The following is an 18,382-nucleotide window of genomic DNA, read 5'->3' as shown; positions in this document are numbered from 1 at the left end:
TGAATATAAACAAATGAATAATCCAACCCCGGTATCACTTAGTGGTCTCGCACGCAGACTGGTTGCAGATAATATCCTTGATGCAGATTTGGCAACCAAATCAATAACACAAGCGAAAAAAGATAAAATCCCCTTTGTACAACACCTTGTCGCTAATGGTATTTTGGATGCGCGCACTCTTGCCCGGATAGCTTCGGAAGAGTTCGGATCGCCCGTATTTGATCTAGCCGCACTGAATACAGATAGTATTCCCCAAAAGCTGGTTGACGATAAACTCATTCGCAAGCATCACACCCTACCTATTGCCAAACGCGGCAATCGATTATTCCTTGCAGTTACTGACCCCACCGATTTACACGCCCTTGATGAGATTAAATTCAACACGGGTATCAATACAGAAGCCGTTTTAGTTGAGGCAGACAAACTCAAAGCAGCAATCGATAAATATTTAAATGCACAGGAAGAGTCGCTTGGGGATGCTCTTGGTGGCCTGGACGACGACCTGGACGATTTGGACGTTCAATCGGTTGCCGATGCGGCGACTAATGAAGACGCGGGGGCAGAAGCAGATGAAGCACCCATCGTCAAATACATCAATAAAGTATTGCTAGATGCAATCAAGGGAGGTGCATCCGATATTCACTTTGAGCCCTATGAAAAAAGTTATCGAATTAGATTTCGCACTGATGGAGTACTGCATGAAGTTTCTCGCCCGCCGGTAAATCTGGCATTTCGTATGGCGGCACGCTTGAAAGTAATGTCGCAAATGGATATATCTGAACGGCGCCTGCCACAAGATGGCCGGATTAAACTCAAGGTATCCAAAACACGCGCTATTGATTTTCGTGTTAATACCCTGCCGACTTTATTTGGTGAAAAAATTGTGCTGCGTATTCTCGATCCCAGCTCTGCGAAGCTTGGTATTGATGCATTAGGCTATGAGGATACTCAAAAACAGCTTTATATGGATGCCCTCGCACAATCGCAGGGAATGATACTGGTTACTGGTCCGACCGGCAGCGGTAAAACAGTATCACTATATACCGGCCTAAATATTCTCAACACATCCGAAGTCAATATTTCCACAGCGGAAGACCCGGTGGAGATTAATCTTGAAGGTATTAATCAGGTACAGATGAATACCCGCGTAGGCCTCACCTTTGCTGAAGCGTTACGTTCATTCTTACGGCAGGACCCGGATATCATCATGGTGGGTGAGATTCGCGACCTGGAAACAGCTGAGATCGCGATCAAAGCATCGCAAACTGGTCACTTAGTACTATCAACGCTCCATACCAACTCTGCACCAGAGACATTAACTCGCCTGCTTAACATGGGCGTTCCTGCATTTAACGTTGCAACCAGCGTAAGCCTCATTATTGCCCAGCGGCTTGCGCGCCGCTTATGCCCAGCCTGCAAAAAGCCAGCAACAGATATTCCAGCAGACATTCTCACCCAAGAGGGATTTGACGAAATAGGCATACCGCGCGCAGAATTCCAACTCTTCCACCCTGTTGGTTGTGAAAAATGCAATGGTGGTTATAAAGGACGCTTAGGTGTATATGAAGTAGTTCGCATCACCCCACTGATTGCCAACCTTATAATGGAAGGCGGCAATTCCCTCCAGATTGCACGCGCAGCAAAAGAAGCAGGCTTCAATAATCTACGGGTATCCGCATTGCGCAAAGTAGCAATAGGACTAACAAGCCTCGAAGAGGCCAACCGAGTCACCAAGGATTAATCCTATGGCATTAACATCAACAGCAAAGTCAGCTAATGTAGCTGCCAAATCAAAAACTGCGGTAAAGCCTAAGCAGATTACGACAATCAACACTTATGTATACAAGGGTGTTGATAAAAAGGGTAATAAGATTCAAGGAGAAGTTAATGGAGGTAGCCCAACTATCGTAAAAACTTTGCTGGCAAAGCAAGGAATTAGTGTCAAGTCAGTATCGAAAAAAGGTAAACCTTTATTTGGGTCAAGCGGCAAAGCAATCAAACCAGCAGATATTGCTGTTTTTTCTCGCCAAATGGCAACAATGATGAAAGCTGGTGTGCCTTTGGTTCAAGCATTTGACATTGTGGCAGATGGCCTAGAGAACCCCAACTTACGCAAGCTTGTCCTTAGTATTCGTGACAGTGTGGCTGCTGGCGGTGGTTTCGCTAATTCACTTCGAGAGCATCCAAAATATTTTGATGACCTCTTTTGCAATTTAGTCGATGCAGGTGAACAGTCTGGCGCACTTGAAACAATGCTTGACCGCATCGCCACGTATAAAGAAAAAACTGAAGCGTTAAAAGCAAAGATCAAGAAAGCAATGACCTATCCAATTGCCGTTATTGTAGTTGCGGTTGTAGTAACAGGTATTTTACTTGTCAAAGTAGTGCCTCAATTCGCTGAGACTTTCAGTAGCTTTGGTGCGGAGCTTCCTGCATTTACCTTGTTTGTACTACATCTATCAGAACTCGCTCAGCAGTATTGGTTCATGATTTTGATAGGGACTGTAGGAGCAGCGTTTTTATTCAAACAAGCAGTAAAGAAATCACCAGCACTCGCTTATAGAGTAGATAAGTACGTATTAAAAATACCAATTGTTGGGCAGATACTTTATCTATCTATCATGGCGCGCTTTGCTCGCACTCTTTCAACAACGTTTGCAGCAGGCGTTCCATTAATCGATGCCCTGACTTCAGTTGCAGGAGCAGCAGGGAACAGAGTTTATAGCGAAGCAATAATTAAAGTAAGAGATGACGTTTCAACAGGCCTGCAACTAAATACCGCACTGAAAACAAAAGCTATATTTCCTACACTATTAATTCAAATGTCAGCAATCGGCGAAGAATCAGGTGCACTTGATGCAATGCTTGATAAGGTTGCTACCTATTATGAAGAGGCCGTAGACAATATGGTTGACAGCCTCACCTCTCTCCTGGAGCCTATGATCATGTCAGTCCTAGGAGTATTAGTTGGGGGGCTGATGATTGCAATGTATTTACCGATCTTTCAAATTGGTCAGGCTGTATAACAGTGACATTTTTTTCAGCTTTGCAAGCCTATCCCTTTTTAGGATTGGCTTGCACATTATTTCTGGGTTTGCTCGTCGGCAGTTTTTTAAACGTTGTAATTTATCGCCTTCCCAAAATGATGGAGCGCGACTGGCAAGAGCAATGCCGTGACTTTTTAACGAACGATGGAAGCGTAGCAACACTACCCTCTAACGATTCAAAACAGGAACCATTTAACTTAATGGTTCCTGCCTCCCGCTGTCCTCATTGCGGCCACAAAATAAAACCTTGGGAAAACATTCCGGTTGTTAGTTATTTATTCCTCAGGGGTAAATGCTCTAGCTGTAAATCTGCAATATCCATTCGCTACCCCGCTGTCGAGCTGGTAACCGGTCTGCTGTCGGTTGCAGTTATTTATTATGTGGGAATCAACTGGAATGGTTTAGCGGCGCTGATTTTTACCTGGTCACTGATTGCGTTGACCATGATTGATTTTGATACCTATTTATTACCCGACGATATTACCTTGCCGCTTTTATGGTTGGGGTTGATAGTTAATAGCTTTGGCAGTTTTACCGATTTACCCAGTGCACTTTGGGGTGCAATAGCAGGCTATCTAGCGCTCTGGTCGGTCTATAAAATATTTAAGCTGCTAACCGGAAAAGAGGGCATGGGTTACGGCGATTTTAAATTGCTTGCTGCACTTGGAGCCTGGATGGGCTGGCAAATGTTGCCGCAAATCATTTTATTGTCTTCGCTCGTCGGTGCCGTGATAGGCATTTCACTGATTGTTATTCGCGGTCGCGATAAAAATATCCCTATCCCCTTTGGACCTTATCTTGCGATTGCGGGTTGGATTGCTTTTGTCTGGGGAGATGTGATCAATCAAAGCTATTTAAAGCTTTTCATTGGTAGTTAGTTCATGAATACACCCAAGCTAATCGTAGGGCTTACCGGTGGTATTGGCAGTGGCAAATCTGTGGTTTGCAATCGTTTTGCCCAACGGGGAATATTGATTGTCGACGCAGACATTGTTGCAAGAGAAGTCGTGGAACCCGGTTCAGTTGCGCTGCAACAAATTCAGAACCATTTTGGTGATGATATAGTTCAGTCAGATGGACATTTAAATCGTAGCAAATTGCGTGATGTTATCTTCACGATTCCCGAAGAAAAAGAATGGCTGGAATCTCTTTTACATCCGATAATAAATACTGAAATCCGCAGCAAGTTATCGAACGCAAACAGTGATTACGCAATTTTGGTTTCCCCACTTTTACTTGAAACAAAACAATTTGAGCTTGTAGATCGCATTCTGGTTGTAGATACCAGTGAGCAGTTGCAAATTGAACGCGCCAGTCATCGTGACAACAACAACGAGGCTCAAATTAAAGCTATTATCCAAACCCAGCTTTCGCGACAGGAGCGTTGCGCGCGTGCCAACGATATCATTCAAAATCATGGCGATATCAGTGAGTTGGATGCCCAAGTTGAAAAACTGCATCAACTTTACCTTGAGCTGGCCCAATCCATAGCACAAACAAAATAGTAATCCCGTTATGCAAAATCCTACATCAGGTTCTGATTCAAATATCCTTAAACTTGCCTGCCCGACATGTAAGAAAACAGTACTGTGGACCGACGAGTTTCCGCATCGACCTTTTTGTAGTGATCGTTGCAGGCTAATTGATTTAGGGGAGTGGGCAAGCGAAAGCCACCGCATTGCAGGTGACAATTTAGATATCAATTCGGAAGATGATGAAAATCGCTAAACTATTTTGAAAACAGATGTGATTACCACCAGGCACTGATACCAGCAACACCTTGAGCACCATTAGTTTGAGCTATTTGAATCTGCTCCTCACCCACTCCGCCCAATGCATAAACCGGTACATTTGCTAACTCAACCAGTTTGGAAAACGAGTCCCATCCAAGTGACACAGCATGAGGGTGGGAAGCAGTAGCTAATACCGGCGAAAGAAGCAGATAGTCAGCACCAATTTTCTGCGCATGAACAATCTCTTCAGCATTATGACAAGAGACCCCAAGCAAAACGCTGTAATCAACCGGCCGCTCATTTATCTTGGCGGCATTAGCACTGTTTAAATGCAGTCCAACTTTTAAGTTCGGGTAAGCTTCGTTGATTTGATTAAAGCTGGATGGGGAACAATTGATAACCATAGTTACCGATAATTCATTAACAGCAGCGGCAGCTATATCGAGAAGTGGCTGATGCAAATTCAAATCAAAATTTTCAACACGCAGCTGCACCAAGCGAATACCGGTGTTTAATGCACTGGCTAACCGTGCAGAAAAATCGGAATCGCTATGGAATTGACCAGTGATCAAATAGGTAGAAGGCAAATTGATTGCGGCAATAATAGGGCGATTAGCGGCAGGAAATTCGAAATTGTTGAGATTTTTTGCTTCAACCCATTGCACAGGCTGACCTTCATTACCGCAAGGCTCACCAGTGAACCGGGTAATCTTATGAACATCAAGCAATACTGATTTATCGGGATAATGATGACGAATCTGGATCAACGGCTGACTGGAGCGCACCTCAATCGCAAGCTCTTCGCGCAACTCACGAACCAATGCTTGTTGAACAGTTTCACCAGCATCAACTTTGCCGCCAGGAAACTCCCACAAACCACCTTGGTGCGCACTAAGCGAACGCTTGGCAATAAAAATTTTTCCGTCGCTATCCACAATGACACCGACGGCAACATGCACTAATTTAGTCACAATAAATAATAGAAAACTTAGGAACGATAATCGGCATTGATACGAACATATTCATACGACAAGTCTGTCGTCCATACAGTCTCAGCAAAATCTCCACGACCGAGATTAATATTAATCGCAATCTCGGCTTGGCTCATTGCTGCCTGCCCCTGCTCTTCTGTATAGGTTGTTGCACGACCGCCATGCTCAACAATTAACGTATCATTTAAATGCACACGAACTTTGGTAGCATCCAACTCAGGTACACCGGCATAACCAATTGCCGCAACGATTCTTCCCCAGTTCGGATCAGAGGCAAAAAGTGCAGTTTTGATTAACGGTGAATGGGCAACAGCGTAGGCAACATCAAGACACTCATCGCGATTAGCGCCACCACTGACAGCGACAGTGACGAATTTGGTTGCGCCCTCGCCATCGCTCACAATACTTTTGGCAAGATGCACATGCGCTGCAAAAATAACGTCGCGCAACTTTTCATAAAGTTCGCCGCTAGCAGTGCTAACTTCCGGCAAATCGACCTGACCTGTCGCTATCAAAATGCAGGAATCATTTGTCGATGTATCACCATCAATGGTGATGCGATTGAACGATTTATCCGCTGCTTCACGCGATAGACCTTGCAGTATCTGTTGGGAAATTTTTGCATCGGTAGCGATGTAGCCCAACATGGTTGCCATATTGGGTTTAATCATTCCGGCACCTTTAGAGATACCGTTAACCGTAATTGTCTTTCCCTGATGCTCAAATTGTTGGCTAAAACCTTTAGCACGAGTATCGGTGGTCATAATGCCAGCACCGGCATCATCCCAACCGTTTTCGCTCGCTTTTGCCAAGGCTTCCGGGACAACAGCAATAATCTTTTGCACAGGCAAAGGCTCACCGATAACACCGGTAGAAAATGGCAATACCTGCTCCGGCTTAACACCTTTTAACGCTGCAATTGCGGCACAAGTGGCTTTTGCATCCAATAATCCCTGATCGCCAGTACACGCGTTGGCATTGCCAGAATTAATCAGCAAGAAGCGAATAGGTGCTGCCACAAGATGCTCCTTACATACCGTTACCGGTGCAGCACAAAACGCATTCCTGGTGAACACACCGGCGACACTGCTACCCTCAGCAAGCTCAAAAAGAACTACATCGCGGCGGCCCACTTTTTTAATGCCGGCACTCACTGCAGTTAATTTCACACCCTTCACAGGGTGCATATGTGGAAAAGGGTAATCACCAACAGCCATAATTTGAATCTCAATATTTTCTTAAACCAAATTCATCATGCGCACAAAGCGGTACGCAATGAACGCTGGATTTATTCCAATGCACCATGACAACTTTTATATTTTTTGCCTGAGCCACAAGGACAAGGATCATTACGCCCTACCTTACGCCCCTCGCGTACAATAGGTGATTGAGCGCGCGGTGCCGCTTGAGGCTGCTGGTCCGGTTGTCCCAGCGCGGAAAGTTCATCGTGACGCAACTGCATTTTTTGACGCGCAAGCTCTTCACGACGCTGGTTTTCCATTTCCTCCATCTGTTCACGTGTAATTGGCTCAACGCGTGCAATAAGATGAATCGTCTCGCGTTTTACTGTGAGCAATAAACTTTGGAATAATTCGAAAGCTTCGCGCTTGTATTCCTGTTTCGGATTTTTCTGTGCGTATGAGCGCAGATTAATGCCCTGACGCAAATGATCCATAGTTGCAAGATGGTCTTTCCATGCGTTATCCAATACTTGCAACATAACTTGCTTTTCGATCTCAAGCATGATGTCGCCAACGCGCTCGCATTTGACATCATAAGCACCTTGAATTTCGGCCAGGATTTTTTCACGCAACGTTTCTTCGTGCAGACGAGTATCTTCTTGTAACCACTTCACAAGCGGCAAGCGCAAACCGAAATCTATTTCAATTTGTTTTTCCAAACCGGGTACATCCCACTGGTCTTCAATCGAATTAGGCGGGATGAATCCATTAATCAGGTCCTCGACAACTTCTACCCGAACAGCAGTGATGGTCTCTCTAATCGAGTCAGCATCAAGCAACTCATTGCGCTGATGATAAATAATCTGCCGCTGATCGTTGGAAACGTCATCAAACTCAAGCAATTGTTTACGAATATCGAAGTTACGCCCTTCAACTTTGCGCTGGGCTTTTTCGATAGCGTTATTCACCATGCGGTGCTCAATAGCTTCGCCTTTTTCCATCCCCAACGCCTGCATAAAATTACGCACACGTTCAGATGCAAAAATACGCATCAAATTATCTTCCAACGATAAATAGAAACGAGTTAAACCTGGGTCACCCTGGCGACCGGCACGACCACGTAGCTGGTTATCGATGCGGCGTGATTCATGGCGTTCAGTACCAATAATATGTAACCCACCTGCTGCTAAAACAGCTTCATGGCGAAGCTTCCACTCTTCTTTTACTGCGGCAATTTGTTCCGGTGTTGGATTATCAAGTTTTGCAACATCAGATTCCCAACGCCCACCCAATACGATGTCCGTACCGCGACCAGCCATATTGGTCGCGATGGTAACTGCAGCTGGGCGACCAGCCTGAGCGATAATTTCTGCTTCCTGTGCATGGAATTTAGCGTTGAGAACCTGGTGTTTAATACCTGCATTTGTCAGGCGACGCGACATTTCTTCCGAGGTTTCAATAGATGCAGTACCCACCAGGATAGGAGCATTTTTTGCCTGAAATAATTTAACATCCTCAACAATTGCCAGATATTTTTCTTCAAGCGATAAAAATACTTTATCGTTCATATCCAAGCGCTGGACTGTTTTATTCGTGGGGATTACCACTACATCCAAACCATAAATTTCACGGAATTCGTAGGCTTCAGTATCCGCAGTACCCGTCATACCGGCCAATGTTGGATACAAACGGAAATAGTTTTGAAAGGTAGTTGATGCAAGAGTCTGGCTCTCACTTTGAATAGAAACACCTTCTTTTGCTTCAATCGCCTGATGCAAGCCCTCAGACAAACGACGCCCTGGCATAGTACGGCCAGTGTGTTCATCAATTAATACGACCTGACCTTCCTGGACAATGTATTCAACATTGAGATGGAAAAGTGCATGGGCGCGCAATGCAGAATTAACATGATGCAGTAAAGAGAGATTATTCGCGGCATAAAGATTTTGGTCTGCCTGCAATAAACCAGCCTGTATTAACAAGTCTTCGACTTTTTGATGACCGTCTTCAGTTAATTCAACCTGACGTGATTTTTCATCGACAGTAAAATGCCCTGGCTCGGAAATTACACGGCGATCGCCATCTTCACCGTTATCAATTTGACGCTTTAGTTTCAGCACTAATTGATTAACACGCTTGTACATATCTGCGCTATTTTCCGCAGCGCCGGAAATAATAAGCGGGGTACGTGCTTCGTCGATGAGAATCGAATCCACTTCATCGATTACAGCAAAATTTAAATCGCGCTGAACTTTATCGCGCTTACTCAGCGCCATGTTATCGCGCAAATAATCAAAACCATATTCGTTGTTAGTACCGTAAGTTACGTCGGCAGCATAGGCAGCACGCTTCACGGCTTGCGGCTGCATTGATTGGATTACGCCAACATTCATTCCCAAAAATTCATACAGCGGCATCATCCAATTCGCATCGCGACTTGCAAGATAATCATTCACAGTAACAACGTGGACTCCCTTACCTGCCAATGCGTGAAGATAGCTTGGCAATGTAGATACGAGGGTTTTACCTTCGCCGGTGCGCATTTCCGCAATACGACCTTCGTGCAATGTCATACCACCAATCATTTGTACATCAAAATGACGCATGCCAAGTACACGACTGCCCGCTTCACGCACAGTCGCAAATGCTTCCGGTAATAATTGGTCGAGTGTTTCACCTTTTTGATAACGCTCACGAAACTCTGCTGTTTTTGCTTTGAGTTGCTCATCACTGAGCTTTTTAATCTCCGGCTCAAGTGCATTAATCCGTTGCACCACTTTATTCATACGCTTTAATTCGCGCTCATTTTTTGAACCAAAAACTGCCTTGATTAACTTACCGATCATTTTTTAATACCGTAAAATCCAATAGACTGAACAAATTTTGCGCAGCAAAATAAAGGCGAATAACCTGAATATGCCCAAGGGCAAGGCTGGCAAGTAAATAGGAAGGTGCCGACTAAAGCAAGTGTGAAATCTGCTGTCAGCTTAAGATGTGGACTTAGCGGTTGGTGCGGCGAATATAACTGGCAGGATCAACTACGCGGCCGTTTTTATATACTTCAAAGTGGACATGGGGTGCTGTTGATCGTCCTGTCGATCCCGACAAGGCAATCACTTGCCCCTTTTTTACAACGTCACCAGCTTTAACCAGGTTAGACGTATTGTGCGCATATCGGGTAACCAATCCATCGCCATGCTTGATCTCAACCATATTGCCATATTCAGGATGGCGGCCGGACCAATTAACAATGCCAGCAGCAACAGTGCTGACTTTACTTCCCTGGCGTGCGGTGAAATCAATACCTGAGTGAAATTCAGTTTTACCGCTAAAAGGATCCTTACGATAGCCATATTGGGACGATACCCAAGCATTCGTGACAGGAGCGCCGGAAACCAAGGTTTCCAGTTGCAAACTACGATTAGCGAGCAGCGCATCTATGGTATTAAGTTGTTGTTCGCGGCTATCGACTTGATGGGATAGTTGATCAACTGCGGCAAAGAAATCAGGGGTGGCGTATACAGTGTCCGGGCTTGCTTTGGAAGGGCCGCCGAGTGCGGGAACCTGACTGAAATCGAATTCGCCCTGCTCTAGGTTGGCTGCGGAAGTGAGCTTCTCACCAAGGGCATCAAGTCGCATCAAGCGGGCTTGCAGCTCGCCCATCTTACTGGTCAGCGCGGCAATTTGCGCCTCCGAAGCTTCACGCTCTTGCTCAATTTCAGACTCACGGGCAGAGAGAATATCCATCCAGGCTTTAGAGTCGGTATTAAAAAAACCATCGCGGCTATCCGATACCAGCCAACTATAACCCCAAGCGCCAACAAAAGTGGGAATTCCCAACAGACACACAGACAGGATCGCACGAGTCCACCCACCCAGGGTAAAACTACGGGCCTGCGCATGATCTTTGTTGACGATAATAATCTTCATTCAGAAATCTACTTTTTTATTGGTTAAAAAAAACCGTTCACTTCGGATTTACCCGATGGGATTTTCGATAAAAATTTCGACTTTCAGATCGCGACTTAACATCCTGTTACGACGCATGTAGACATCCATTGAAACGCTTCCTGGTTATTGAAACACTGTTTAAAAGCGTTACAAAACAATTAGTTATACATATTTCACAAGGGAAATTTGGCAGCGCGGAGACTCCTTGCATAACACCCAAACGAGTGCACGCCCGAAATATCGCACAGATAAGAAGGTTTTAACAAGTAGAAATTTAGGCAGCGTTCACAAAACGAACACTGCGCCAAATAAGATCAGGCTGCAGCTATTGGCTCAATATAAGCAATCGGTAATTGCTGATTTTCCTCAAAAGTGACAATTTCCCATGCATCAGGTTGATCCAGTAACTGACGCAATACACGGTTATTGAGCGAGTGGCCTGACTTATGCGCCCGATATTCACAGATCAAACTGTTACCGAGCATGTACAAATCACCGATGGCATCAAGCACTTTGTGTTTCACAAATTCATCTTCAAAACGCAGGCCATCTTCGTTAAGAATGCGGTATTGATCTACAACAATGGCATTGTCCATACTGCCGCCACGGGCCAAACCTTTGGAGCGCAAGTACTCAATCTCATGCATGAATCCAAAGGTGCGGGCGCGACTGATGTCTTTAACAAACGTTGAGCTGGAAAAATCCAATTCGGTTTGCGGACGACGATCCTTAAAAACCGGATGATCAAACTCGATCGAAAACGACACTTTAAAGCCATCAAAAGGGAGAAAACTGGCAAATTTGTCGCCATCCCTTAGGGTTACTTCTTTTTTAATGCGGACGAATTTTTTAGGCGCATTCTGTTCCTGGACACCGGCAGATTGAATCAAAAACACAAAGGGTCCGGCGCTGCCATCCATGATCGGAATTTCGGGCGCATTTAATTCGACAATCGCATTATCAATACCTAATCCGGCCATCGCCGACATCAGATGCTCAACAGTAGAGACCCGGACATCGTCTTTGATCAGGCAGGTAGAAAGCGTCGTTTCGCCTACATTTTTGGCGGTTGCTTTAATCTCGACTGGCGGACTCAGATCCACCCGACGAAACACTATACCGCTATCTACAGGGGCGGGCAAAAGGGTCAGGTGAATCTGATCGCCAGTATGCAGCCCCACCCCGGAAGTGCGTATTGCGTTCTTAAGCGTTCGCTGTTTGATCATTTAATACCCCTTACTATTCCAACCGCCTGGTTGTGTCCAGCAATCTACAAACAAAAATCTATAGGTCACAGTTGCTTATCACACATACCGCATATCTCCGCGGCCTGATTTTCATGGGCATGTTACCAATCGGGAAGAACACCAACCAGTTGAAACTGGCAATCTCCCCTATAGCCAGGAACTGTTAACAAAACCGATATAACGGAATCCATTAATCAGCCTGACGACGCAGGAATGCGGGAATATCGAGATATTCCAATTCCTTATCCCCCAAAGGCGCAGCAAGCGCCGCAGCATTGGAAGAATGCGAGTTAGCACGCAAATGTGCAGGGCGATCAAGCGCTGCATAATCTACCGGCGGTGCTGCACGACGGGTATTGTCGATAACTTTGGTTGGTGCCGGCTTGGACTCTTTTACCGGAGCAGCCGCTTTTGCCGCAACGCCCAAACCAGTAGCAACTACAGTTACGCGCAATTCGTTGGTCAATTCCGGATCGATTACCGTACCCACCACTACAGTCGCGTCACCTGAAGCAAACTCTTCGATAATGCTGCCCACTTCGGAGTATTCACCCAAGGACAAATCAATACCGGCAGTGATGTTAACCAGGATACCGCGTGCGCCTTGAAGGTTTACATCTTCCAACAAAGGACTGCGGATAGCCGCTTCAGCAGCTTCACGTGCACGGTTCTCACCGGTGGCACGACCAGTTCCCATCATTGCCATACCCATTTCTGACATGACAGTTCTTACGTCAGCAAAGTCCACGTTGATCATACCCGGGCGAATAATCAGGTCTGCGATACCCTGCACTGCACCGAGCAAGACATTGTTTGCTGCCTTGAAGGCATCAAGCAGGCTGGTTGATTTTCCCAAAACCGACAATAACTTTTCGTTAGGAATGGTAATCAGCGAGTCGACACGCTCACCCAATTCCTTGATGCCGGCATCAGCAATTACCATGCGCTTTTTACCTTCGAAAGGAAAAGGCTTGGTCACTACCGCAACAGTCAGGATGCCAAGATCGCGCGCGACTTCAGCAACTACCGGTGCTGCACCCGTACCGGTACCCCCGCCCATACCTGCTGCAATGAATACCATATCGGCGCCGCGCAATACCTCTGCGATACGCTCGCGATCTTCCATCGCCGCCTGACGACCGATTTCCGGATTAGCACCGGCACCCAGACCTTTGGTCATGGAGTTGCCGAGCTGCAACACGGTGCGCGCATCAATATCTTTCAATGCTTGCGAATCGGTATTGGCGCAAATAAATTCTACGCCCTCAATTTTACTCGCGATCATGTGCTTGACTGCGTTACCACCACCACCGCCTACACCGATCACTTTAATTACTGCGTTCTGATGAATGCTATCAACTAATTCAAACATGGCCACACCCCTTTTGTTTCCCTTGACTCAATCTGTGAAATTTAAATTGGTTAAAAATTGCTTTGGAATATTTTTTTGATCTTGCTAAAAATTGAACCTTGCGACTCTTTGGTAGTAGTCGATGCACGGCTACTACCTTGTTGTTGCTTCATGGCGTATATCAATAAACCTACACCAGTCGAATAAATCGGGTTATTCACTATGTCAGACAGACCGCGAATATTCTGTGGGGCACCGAGCCTTACCGGCATATGGAAAATCTCCTCCGCCAACTCGATAACGCCTTCCATTTTGGAAGTACCACCTGTCAGTACGATGCCTGCCGCAATTAAATCTTCATAACCACTGCGACGAAGCTCCGCTTGAATCAAGGTAAATAATTCGTCGTAACGTGGTTCGACAACTTCTGCCAGTGCCTGGCGAGATAAATCACGCGGTTGGCGATCGCCAACACTCGGCACTTTAATGGTTTCATCCGGGCTGGTTAATTTCGCCAACGCACAGGCGTATTTGATTTTAATTTCTTCCGCGTTTGGTGTCGGAGTACGCAACGCCATGGCGATATCATTGGTCACTTGGTCGCCCGCAATCGGAATAACACCGGTATGGCGAATTGCACCGTCTTTAAAAATCGCGATATCGGTTGTACCACCGCCGATGTCAACGACACATACACCCAGCTCTTTCTCGTCATCGGTTAATACTGAATAACTTGAGGCCAGCTGCTCCAGAATGATGTCTTCCACTTCCAGACCACAGCGGCGAATACATTTTTCAATGTTTTGCGCGGCATTGACTGCGCAAGTAACCAAGTGCACTTTGGCTTCCAGACGTACACCTGACATTCCCAACGGCTCTTTTACGCCGTCCTGGTCATCAATCAAAAATTCTTGCGGTAAAATGTGCAGGATTTTCTGATCCGCCGGAATCGCCACCGCTTGTGCAGCATCGATTACCCGCTCCAAATCCTGAGAAAAAACTTCGCGATCACGAATCGCTACAATGCCGTGGGAGTTCAAACTGCGAATATGGCTTCCCGCAATACCGGCATAGACAGAATGAATCTGGCAACCGGCCATTAATTCCGCCTCTTCTATCGCGCGTTGAATCGATAACACGGTCGATTCGATATTTACCACCACGCCTTTTTTCAAACCATTGGAGCGATGCGAACCAATCCCGACAATTTCCAATTGGCCTTCCGGGGTAATAGCACCAACGATAGCCACAACCTTGGATGTGCCTATATCCAGGCCTACAATCATTTTGTTGTCGCTAGCGTTTGCCATTCAATAAACCTCGTTTGCCAGTTGTGAGCCAATCATGCAGTAACTGGCGAAATTCCAAATCAATTTAACTGTGGAGCTGTTCGTGTAGCAGGAACCGGAACACTCGTTTGCGCTTGGCTTTTAATGTATTTTTTTGCCATTTCCGAGTCAGTTACCCAACGCACTGCCACTCCGTTGGTATACCTCACATCAATCGCTCTTACATCCATCCAAACATTGCTTAGGTGCGTATCGTATACAGTAACAAATCTACGTATTTTTTCCATCACTTGATCACGTCCAAGTGCAATTTCTACGTGATTTTTTATCGTTAATCGCCATGATTTTTTGTTATCGCACTTTAACGCGATAACTTCCAACCCACGCGAGCGCAAAATCTGGGATAAATCCTGATATTGCTGCAAAATTTCCGGCGCATCGGCTTCACTTCCTTGCAGCCAGGGCAAGCCGGAAAGTTTGCCCGCCTCTTCAACACGAACAATTTCTCCGCGTTGATTTAAAAAACCATCGCCCCATCGGGCAATCGGTTTTTGCTCGGTAATCTTGACCACTAACGTATCAGGCCAACGACGATTTAACGTTACTTTTTCTACCCAGGGATCACCGAGCAACGCATTTTTAAGTCGCATCAGATCCAACTGTAAAAAATCACCATCAATTTCATTGCCGATCAGTTCGGTAGCGCGCTGTTTGGTAATTAAATTGAACTCACCTTCCACCACAACGCTTTTAATTGGTCGCTCGAATACCTTGGCAACCGGACCGCTTACCCAATAAATACCATACACCAACCCAATCACAAAAATGCATGTGCCCAACTTGCGATTAATCCAGGAAAAATTCCATGATTGCCAAAAAAACTTTCCCGTTTGCACAGATTGTTTTCGCTCGCCACCATTCTTGCGTCCTTGAGGTGATACTTTTGCATAGCCTCGCTCGCGTTTTGCAGCTACATCTTGCCGGGCAACAGGCAAACCCGGTGCAACATAACGCGATGATGGGTTTTCCAATAACACATCGCGAATGACACGAGTTTCAGCTGCAGTCTCTTTGCGACTATCGCGCTCCGCCTCAACAGCGCGCGCGCGTCGCGCTGCTTTTGCAGCCTCGACATTTGCACGCTCAGTGCCAATCCTCGGCTCGATGCGCTCGCCCTTCGTATCACGCATGTTGAGTACACATCATGATTTACACTTTTACCGCGAGGCTTGCATGTAAAATCGTAAGCACTAATTCAGCAAACGAAAGCCCTACTGCTTCTGCAGCCATAGGCACCAGGCTATGGCTGGTCATCCCCGGAGCCGTATTTACCTCCAACAGATAAAAATTTTGCTGTGTATCCGCCATTACATCCACACGTCCCCAACCGCGACAGCCAACGGCATTGAATGCGTTAAGGGCAAGCGTTTTTAATTCCTGTTCTTTTTCGGGTGATAAGCCACAAGGACAAATGTAGCGAGTATCGTCAGCAAGGTATTTCGCATTGAAATCGTAAAAACTGTGGTTTGTTTCCAACTTGATTGGAGGTAATGCCTCACCATCAACAATCGCGATGGTATATTCACCGCCCACAATCAACCGCTCTACCAAAATACTGCCTTGATATTGCGCCGCAGTTTGAAATGCAGCCTCCAACGCAGCAGCGTTATTCACGCGCGACATGCCGATACTTGAACCTTCATTCGCCGGTTTTACCATTGCTTCGCCACCGAGCGATTCCAAAACCTTGGCGAAATCAGATCCTTGACCAAGCACGGCAAACTCCGGAGTGGGCAAACCTTGTTGGCCATTAATATCCACACCGCGCCATAATTGTTTGGTGCGCAATTTATCCATTGCCAATGCAGATGATGCGACATCGCTTCCGGTGTAAGGGATATTCAAAAATTCAAGCAATGCCTGCATGCGTCCATCTTCGCCGCCGGGGCCGTGCAAAATAAGAAATGCACGATCAATATTTGCTGCTTGTATATCCGCAATGATGTTGTCGCCTACATCAATGGCGACATGATCGACACCTGCTTCTATCAATGCCTCAATAACAGCGGCGCCACTTTGCAGGGAAATTTCACGCTCAGCCGATAGACCGCCGTAGAGCACGCCCACGCGGCCCAATTGTTTTTTCAATGTTTCACTGATCGGCAGTGTTACTGCTTGCATCACTTTATTAACCTCTAACGCAATTGTCGTTTTGCTAATTCGGGGGAGAGCACACCCACATTACCGGCGCCCTGGGTAATCACTATGTCACCCGCACGCACTATGTCTTTCACGATTGCCGGAACACCATCGACGGTTTCAACAAAAATAGGTTCAATCACACCGCGCGCACGAATACTCCGGCAGAGATGACGACTGTCTGCACCGGGAATGGAATCTTCACCTGCGCTGTAAACTTCCAACATGATTAATGCATCGGCGGTTGAGAGTACTTCAACAAAATCTTCATACAGATCACGCGTACGGGTGAATCTGTGTGGCTGATAAATCATGACCAAACGACGATCCGGCCAACCATCGCGTATCGCTTTAATAACAGCAGCCACTTCGCGCGGGTGATGACCGTAATCATCAACCAACATAGCTTCGCCTTCGCCAACCGGAAAATTACCGTATACCTGGAAGCGACGGCCAACACCCTGGAAATTTTCCAGACCGGATTGGATCGCGTCATCACTGATGCCTTCATCCGTTGCAACAGCAATTACCGCAGTTGCATTCAACACATTGTGAATACCGGGAATATTGATGCAGATATGCAATGGTTTATCGTGACCCGGACGAATTACATCAAACTCGGAATGCATTTTGTCTTGTTTGATATTGATCGCCCTGAAATCGCAATGCTCAGAAAATCCATAAGTCAAAATCGGGCGCGCCACCTCCGGAATGATGTCGCGAATCACCGGATCCTCACCGCAGAGCACAGCCAATCCATAGAACGGCAAGTTGTGCAAAAATTCGATAAACGTCTTTTTCAGTTTGGAAAAGTCGCCACCGTAAGTTTCCATATGGTCAGCATCGATATTGGTCACAATTGCAACCATCGGTTGTAAATGTAAAAACGATGCATCGCTTTCATCAGCTTCAGCGACTAAATAGCGACTTGCACCTAATTGTGCGTTAGTGCCGGTACTGTTTACCAAGCCGCCAATAATAAAGGTTGGATCTTGTTTTGCTGCCGCAAGAATAGAAGCGAGTAGACTGGTAGTCGTGGTTTTTCCGTGGGTACCCGCAACCGCAATGCCGTGGCGGTAGCGCATCAATTCGCCCAGCATTTCAGCGCGGCGAACAATGGGAATACGCAATTTGCGTGCACCGATTATTTCCGGATTGCTTGCATGCACCGCACTGGAGTTCACTACCACATCGGCAGCGCGCACATTTTCGGCAGAGTGTCCAATAAAAACAGTTGCGCCTTTTGATACTAACCGCTCAGTCACACTGGATTCTTTGATATCCGAACCGGAAATTTCGTAACCCTGATTCAGCAATACTTCAGCGATACCACTCATACCAGCACCGCCAATTCCAATAAAATGGATACGACGAATACGGCGCATCTCCGGA

At 46.2% G+C, this 18,382-nt stretch carries 15 protein-coding genes; 5 read left to right on the top strand and 10 right to left on the bottom strand.

What is annotated here, in order from left to right:
• Positions 1-13: 13 nt before the first annotated feature.
• Genes pilB through yacG form a run of 5 tightly spaced genes read left to right on the top strand, consistent with a single transcriptional unit; the run spans position 14 to position 4,775 of the window.
• Positions 14-1,741 carry a type IV-A pilus assembly ATPase PilB gene (gene pilB, locus AC1RJL_RS01780; protein WP_492911029.1) on the top strand — a complete coding sequence of 576 codons (1,728 nt, stop codon included), beginning with the start codon at positions 14-16 and terminating at the stop codon, positions 1,739-1,741.
• A gap of 4 nt (positions 1,742-1,745) precedes the next feature.
• Positions 1,746-3,026, top strand: a complete 1,281-nt coding sequence (locus AC1RJL_RS01775) for a type II secretion system F family protein (RefSeq protein ID WP_492911028.1) — start codon at positions 1,746-1,748, stop codon at positions 3,024-3,026.
• A 2-nt stretch (positions 3,027-3,028) separates the two neighbouring features.
• Positions 3,029-3,925: a prepilin peptidase gene (locus AC1RJL_RS01770; RefSeq protein WP_492911027.1), complete on the top strand. Its 897-nt coding sequence runs from the start codon at positions 3,029-3,031 to the stop codon at positions 3,923-3,925.
• Between the two features lie 3 nt (positions 3,926-3,928).
• On the top strand, positions 3,929-4,552 hold the full coding sequence (gene coaE / locus AC1RJL_RS01765; RefSeq protein ID WP_492911026.1) for a dephospho-CoA kinase: 624 nt from the start codon (positions 3,929-3,931) through the stop codon (positions 4,550-4,552).
• A 10-nt stretch (positions 4,553-4,562) separates the two neighbouring features.
• Positions 4,563-4,775, top strand: coding sequence for a DNA gyrase inhibitor YacG (gene yacG / locus AC1RJL_RS01760; protein ID WP_492911025.1), 213 nt, complete (start codon positions 4,563-4,565; stop codon positions 4,773-4,775).
• Positions 4,776-4,797: 22 nt separating this feature from the next.
• On the opposite strand, the gene AC1RJL_RS01755 is transcribed toward yacG, so the two are convergent.
• The 10 genes from AC1RJL_RS01755 to murC form a co-directional block, all read right to left on the bottom strand.
• Positions 4,798-5,751 carry a Nudix family hydrolase gene (locus AC1RJL_RS01755; RefSeq protein WP_492911024.1) on the bottom strand — a complete coding sequence of 318 codons (954 nt, stop codon included), beginning with the start codon at positions 5,749-5,751 and terminating at the stop codon, positions 4,798-4,800.
• 17 nt (positions 5,752-5,768) lie between these two features.
• On the bottom strand, positions 5,769-6,989 hold the full coding sequence (gene argJ / locus AC1RJL_RS01750) for a bifunctional glutamate N-acetyltransferase/amino-acid acetyltransferase ArgJ (RefSeq protein ID WP_492911023.1): 1,221 nt from the start codon (positions 6,987-6,989) through the stop codon (positions 5,769-5,771).
• Positions 6,990-7,060: 71 nt separating this feature from the next.
• Entirely contained in the window at positions 7,061-9,799 is a 2,739-nt protein-coding gene (gene secA / locus AC1RJL_RS01745) for a preprotein translocase subunit SecA (RefSeq protein WP_492911022.1), read from the bottom strand.
• A gap of 154 nt (positions 9,800-9,953) precedes the next feature.
• A complete protein-coding gene (locus AC1RJL_RS01740) occupies positions 9,954-10,883 on the bottom strand; it encodes a M23 family metallopeptidase (RefSeq protein WP_492911021.1) in 930 nt (309 codons plus the stop codon).
• A 335-nt stretch (positions 10,884-11,218) separates the two neighbouring features.
• Positions 11,219-12,130, bottom strand: a complete 912-nt coding sequence (lpxC, locus tag AC1RJL_RS01735; protein ID WP_492911020.1) for a UDP-3-O-acyl-N-acetylglucosamine deacetylase — start codon at positions 12,128-12,130, stop codon at positions 11,219-11,221.
• 211 nt (positions 12,131-12,341) lie between these two features.
• Positions 12,342-13,523 (bottom strand): cell division protein FtsZ, encoded by a 1,182-nt coding sequence (ftsZ, locus tag AC1RJL_RS01730; RefSeq protein ID WP_492911019.1) that lies wholly within the window; start codon positions 13,521-13,523, stop codon positions 12,342-12,344.
• A gap of 50 nt (positions 13,524-13,573) precedes the next feature.
• A complete protein-coding gene (gene ftsA, locus AC1RJL_RS01725) occupies positions 13,574-14,812 on the bottom strand; it encodes a cell division protein FtsA (protein WP_492911018.1) in 1,239 nt (412 codons plus the stop codon).
• Positions 14,813-14,871: 59 nt separating this feature from the next.
• Positions 14,872-15,981 (bottom strand): cell division protein FtsQ/DivIB, encoded by a 1,110-nt coding sequence (locus AC1RJL_RS01720; protein WP_492911017.1) that lies wholly within the window; start codon positions 15,979-15,981, stop codon positions 14,872-14,874.
• Positions 15,982-16,000: 19 nt separating this feature from the next.
• Positions 16,001-16,972 carry a D-alanine--D-alanine ligase gene (locus AC1RJL_RS01715; RefSeq protein ID WP_492911758.1) on the bottom strand — a complete coding sequence of 324 codons (972 nt, stop codon included), beginning with the start codon at positions 16,970-16,972 and terminating at the stop codon, positions 16,001-16,003.
• 14 nt (positions 16,973-16,986) lie between these two features.
• Positions 16,987-18,375 (bottom strand): UDP-N-acetylmuramate--L-alanine ligase, encoded by a 1,389-nt coding sequence (gene murC, locus AC1RJL_RS01710; protein WP_492911757.1) that lies wholly within the window; start codon positions 18,373-18,375, stop codon positions 16,987-16,989.
• Between the last annotated feature and the right edge of the window lie 7 nt (positions 18,376-18,382).

This window comes from Cellvibrio sp. GW822-FHT04B05, from assembly GCF_058800985.1.
Note: the sequence above shows the minus strand (reverse complement) of the source record. Positions and strands in the feature narration are given on the sequence as shown.

Excerpts from the sequence above, each read along its gene's own strand:
- AC1RJL_RS01740 (WP_492911021.1), bottom strand. The coding sequence starts at position 10,883 with ATGAAGATTATTATCGTCAACAAAGATCATGCGCAGGCCCGTAGTTTT.
- argJ (WP_492911023.1), bottom strand. The coding sequence starts at position 6,989 with ATGGCTGTTGGTGATTACCCTTTTCCACATATGCACCCTGTGAAGGGT.
- pilB (WP_492911029.1), top strand. The coding sequence starts at position 14 with ATGAATAATCCAACCCCGGTATCACTTAGTGGTCTCGCACGCAGACTG.
- AC1RJL_RS01720 (WP_492911017.1), bottom strand. The coding sequence starts at position 15,981 with ATGCGTGATACGAAGGGCGAGCGCATCGAGCCGAGGATTGGCACTGAG.
- lpxC (WP_492911020.1), bottom strand. The coding sequence starts at position 12,130 with ATGATCAAACAGCGAACGCTTAAGAACGCAATACGCACTTCCGGGGTG.
- AC1RJL_RS01775 (WP_492911028.1), top strand. The coding sequence starts at position 1,746 with ATGGCATTAACATCAACAGCAAAGTCAGCTAATGTAGCTGCCAAATCA.
- ftsZ (WP_492911019.1), bottom strand. The coding sequence starts at position 13,523 with ATGTTTGAATTAGTTGATAGCATTCATCAGAACGCAGTAATTAAAGTG.
- secA (WP_492911022.1), bottom strand. The coding sequence starts at position 9,799 with ATGATCGGTAAGTTAATCAAGGCAGTTTTTGGTTCAAAAAATGAGCGC.
- ftsA (WP_492911018.1), bottom strand. The coding sequence starts at position 14,812 with ATGGCAAACGCTAGCGACAACAAAATGATTGTAGGCCTGGATATAGGC.
- AC1RJL_RS01715 (WP_492911758.1), bottom strand. The coding sequence starts at position 16,972 with ATGCAAGCAGTAACACTGCCGATCAGTGAAACATTGAAAAAACAATTG.
- coaE (WP_492911026.1), top strand. The coding sequence starts at position 3,929 with ATGAATACACCCAAGCTAATCGTAGGGCTTACCGGTGGTATTGGCAGT.
- yacG (WP_492911025.1), top strand. The coding sequence starts at position 4,563 with ATGCAAAATCCTACATCAGGTTCTGATTCAAATATCCTTAAACTTGCC.
- murC (WP_492911757.1), bottom strand. The coding sequence starts at position 18,375 with ATGCGCCGTATTCGTCGTATCCATTTTATTGGAATTGGCGGTGCTGGT.